The organism is Bacillus sp. 522_BSPC, assembly GCF_001076885.1.
Classification (GTDB): domain Bacteria; phylum Bacillota; class Bacilli; order Bacillales; family Cytobacillaceae; genus Niallia; species Niallia hominis.
Genome location: NZ_JVDT01000001.1, coordinates 1 through 3,343 on the forward strand (window position 1 = coordinate 1; position 3,343 = coordinate 3,343).

Here is a 3,343-nt window from a genome sequence, read left to right on the forward strand (position 1 = left end):
ATGTTTTATAGGAGTTCTAAAAAATAATAATTTAATAGAAAAATCTAGTTATCAGGAGGGAAAAATGAAAATCCTAATTGGCCAGCCAAAAATGGAAAAGAGCTTACAACAATTATTAGTGGAATTAGAAAGTTTTCCTGAAGTGGATGTAATTCTATTTCCAGAGGGCTATTTCACTGCTGATTATTTAGAGGAAGTATGTCATTTAGCGAAAAAACATCATACATATATTGTCTCAGGTTATAAAGATGAGAATAATAAGGATAGAGCATTTATCGCCAATCGTTCTGGAAGGATGATGTTAGATAGAGCTAAAACGCCAGAGAATGAAATGTTATATAGACCATCCAAGACTAGTGATGACACATTATCATCAGGCTATTTACTTTGCAGAGAAATTTTTAAGGATTAGAAGGTTTAGAGAATGAAAATGTTAAGTTTATTTTGAATCCAATAGGTGTTGGCATGTATAGTGAGCAACAATATGAAGAATGGACTGGAGAAGCAAGAAAAAAAGCAATGAAGGAAAAAGCTTTCATTATAGGGACAAGCCATGCTGATGGGTCCTATCGAAATTGTGGTTTTTCCATCCCGATTGCTTACTGTTTCGATCAAAAAGGAAATGATTTATTACTTTCAAAAAATGATATTCGAACTAGAATTTTTGATACAGAGACTAATAGTATAAAGCTAGCAGAGAAATTAACATAATAGTAGAAGAAAGAAGGGGAATTAGTTAAGGCTAATTCCCTTAAGACAATAAATTTCCATCCAAATTAAAATAATTATGAAAAAGTTCTTTATAAACACTTGCAAATCGTAATCATTTCGTTTTATTATTAAATAGTTCGAAGGGTTTTAAAAATAGAACAAAGAACAAATGATTTTTTAAATCGTAATCATTTCGATTTGTTTTGGGAGTGAGAGTATTGAACAACAAGAAAATCCCTGTTACCGTTTTAAGCGGATATCTCGGGTCTGGTAAAACAACTTTGCTAAATCATCTTTTATCCAATAGGGAAAACCTAAAGGTTGCTGTTATTGTCAATGATATGAGTGAGGTAGATATTGACGCTTCATTGCTGAAACAGGAGGGTTTTTCAAGAACAGATGAAAAATTGGTGGAAATGCAAAATGGTTGCATCTGCTGTACACTTAGGGAAGATTTGATGCTAGAAGTGGAAAAGCTTGTGCAATTAGGTGATATTGATTATATCGTCATTGAATCGAGCGGGATTAGCGAACCGATTCCTGTTGCTCAAACATTTACCTATGTAGATGAGAGTGTAGGTATCGATTTATCCCGATACTGTCAGTTAGATACGATGGTTACTGTATTAGATGCTAATCGTTTTTGGCATGATTATTCTTCTGGTGAAAGTCTTTTAGACCGCAAGCAAGCAGTGGATGCAATGGATGAAAGAGAAATAGCAGATTTGTTAATCGATCAAATTGAATTTGCGAATGTTATTGTGTTGAATAAAACGGATTTAGTTTCGGAAAGCAAACTACAGGAACTGAAAGCAGTAGTCCAAAAGTTTAACCCAGAAGCCAAAATCATTGAAAGTGAATATTCCCGTATTTCCTTAAATCAAGTGTTATATACTCGGTTATTCGATTTTGAAGCTGCTAGTCAAAGTGCAGGCTGGATAAAAGAATTAAATGAAGAGCATATTCCGGAGACAGAGGAATATGGAATTTCTTCCTTTGTGTATCGTAGCAATAAACCTTTTCACCCTGTTAGATTGATGCAGTGGTTGGTAAACTGGCCAGTTGAAGTGGTTAGGTCGAAAGGATTTATTTGGTTGGCTACGAGAAATGAAATTGCTGGACTACTTTCTCAAGCAGGTCCATCCTTAACGATACAAGGAGCAGGCAATTGGGTAGCGACTTATTCGGAAAGCGAGCAGAAAGAAGTTTTAGAAGAAGATCCAGATTTACAAAAACGTTGGGATCCTCTTTATGGAGATCGCATGACAGAGTTAGTGTTTATTGGGATTGGCATGAATCAACAGCAAATGGAAGAAGAGCTAGATGCGTGTTTATTGACTGATATGGAAATGAAAAAGGATTGGACTAAATTCATTGATCCGCTACCTGCCTTTTTTGCAGAATGAGTAAAATTTATTAGGAGGAAGAAAAAATGAGAGTGAAAATTACTTTAGCATGTACAGAAACAGGAGATAGAAATTATATTACCACAAAAAACAAACGAAATAATCCAGACCGTATCGAGTTGATGAAGTATTGCCCACGTTTAAAAAAGCGTACTTTACACCGAGAAACAAAATAATTTTTTATAGTCGATAAATCGTAATGATTTCGTATTGGAGGAAACAATAATGGCAAAAAAATCAAAAATTGTAAAAGAAAAAAACGGCAAGCAATGGTTGAAAAATATGCAGCACTTCGAATGGAATTAAAAGAAAAAGGAGATATTGAAGCACTTAGAAAACTACCAAGAGATTCTTCAGCGACCCGCTTAAAAAACAGATGTGAAGTGACTGGTAGACCTAGAGGGTATTTGAGAACATTCAAAATGTCCCGTATTACATTTAGAGAATATGCCCATAAAGGACAGATTCCAGGAGTGAAAAAATCCAGCTGGTAATGAATAAAAAGAAAAGTCGTCAGCTTATTGGTTTGACGACTTTTATCTACACATCAAAAATGGAGGAACAGGAAATGAATTCCGTTAATCCTGTAGTAGTTCAATTTTTTTATCGAAGCGCGATTGCCAATTTGCCAGAAAAAAAACGGGAAATTTATCAATACATAGAGAGTAAAGAAGTAGAGTTAGAGGAAATGGCCATAAATGAGAAACAATTTATGGAGCTAATGGTCGGAAAATCGCCATTTAAGGAGGCTTCTGAATACTTTTCCCTCAGTATGCCTGCCATTAAAGAAATTATGGATGAAGCACAAGCGGAAATCGATTTAATGATAATGGCAAGAATTAATCAAATGAGATGGATAGATTATACTAAGTCAGATAGAAGTTTTCAAAAGAATAAAAAGAGGGTATTTGTTTTTGTTTCTTAAAAAACCACTTTTTACATTAATCAATTGCTATTCCCCATTTAACGAGAGAACGAAAACAAGTTAATAATCGCCGTTTTCCGAAAATAATATAAAACAATCAGTGTTACTCCAAGTATGAGTAGCACTTTTTTTATTATAAAAATAAAGCGATGAATTATATAATTTTTAAAAGTATCATATGTACGAACAAAGGTCACATATATATTAATATATTATAACAATTCATTATCATTTTCATATTGACATGGTACGCGTTTGATTGAGTCAAGTTTTTGTGGGAGTTTTTTTTAGCTCCCTTTTT

At 33.7% G+C, this 3,343-nt stretch carries 5 protein-coding genes and 1 pseudogene; all 6 read left to right on the plus strand.

The window, feature by feature from the left end:
- The first annotated feature begins 64 nt into the window (after nucleotides 1-64).
- Nucleotides 65-412, plus strand: coding sequence for a hypothetical protein (locus ADJ83_RS26095; protein WP_231512609.1), 348 nt, complete (start codon nucleotides 65-67; stop codon nucleotides 410-412).
- A 53-nt stretch (nucleotides 413-465) separates the two neighbouring features.
- Nucleotides 466-711, plus strand: coding sequence for a hypothetical protein (locus tag ADJ83_RS26100; protein WP_231512608.1), 246 nt, complete (start codon nucleotides 466-468; stop codon nucleotides 709-711).
- A 218-nt stretch (nucleotides 712-929) separates the two neighbouring features.
- Nucleotides 930-2,117 carry a GTP-binding protein gene (locus ADJ83_RS00010; RefSeq protein WP_031540112.1) on the plus strand — a complete coding sequence of 396 codons (1,188 nt, stop codon included), beginning with the start codon at nucleotides 930-932 and terminating at the stop codon, nucleotides 2,115-2,117.
- 26 nt (nucleotides 2,118-2,143) lie between these two features.
- Entirely contained in the window at nucleotides 2,144-2,293 is a 150-nt protein-coding gene (gene rpmG / locus ADJ83_RS00015; RefSeq protein WP_016203575.1) for a 50S ribosomal protein L33, read from the plus strand.
- A 49-nt stretch (nucleotides 2,294-2,342) separates the two neighbouring features.
- Nucleotides 2,343-2,611 (plus strand): annotated as a pseudogene (gene rpsN / locus ADJ83_RS00020) (30S ribosomal protein S14).
- Between the two features lie 74 nt (nucleotides 2,612-2,685).
- On the plus strand, nucleotides 2,686-3,042 hold the full coding sequence (locus tag ADJ83_RS00025; RefSeq protein WP_152910775.1) for a hypothetical protein: 357 nt from the start codon (nucleotides 2,686-2,688) through the stop codon (nucleotides 3,040-3,042).
- Nucleotides 3,043-3,343 lie beyond the last annotated feature (301 nt).